This window comes from Treponema primitia ZAS-1, assembly GCF_000297095.1.
Classification (GTDB): domain Bacteria; phylum Spirochaetota; class Spirochaetia; order Treponematales; family Breznakiellaceae; genus Termitinema; species Termitinema primitia_A.
The window spans coordinates 1-331 of the sequence record NZ_AEEA01000142.1 but is presented as its reverse complement, the minus strand read 5'-3'; the positions used below and the strand labels follow the sequence as shown (position 1 = coordinate 331).

The 331-nt window shown below is 60.1% G+C and carries 1 protein-coding gene; it reads left to right on the top strand.

What is annotated here, in order from left to right; genetic code table 11:
- Positions 1 to 331 (top strand): hypothetical protein (locus tag TPRIMZ1_RS19385; protein ID WP_010262941.1); only part of this gene is annotated, 331 nt, incomplete at both ends.

Sequence of the window (331 nt, the reverse complement as noted above, 5' to 3'; positions counted from 1 at the left end):
TTCCTTCCCAGCCTTTTCCCAGGAACCTTCCGGGGACCGCTCCCCTTTAAGCCTTTCACTGGGGCTTGAGGCCCCCTGGTACTCCGTGGAGGGCATAGCCTTTGGTCCCGGTTTGGCGGGGGAATACCGCTTTTCGCCTGCCCTGGCTGCCGGGGTTTCTTTGGGCTTTTTTTATGACTTTACCGATTACGCTACTTTTGAGCCGGGGGCCTTTCTCCGGTGGTATCCTCTTGCCAAGGCTGCCGGCCCCTTTTCGGGGCTCTTTGCCCAGGGTATGGCTGGGGCGGCGCTTATGTGGGGCGGCGGCGATATGAAAACCTTCCTCATGGGC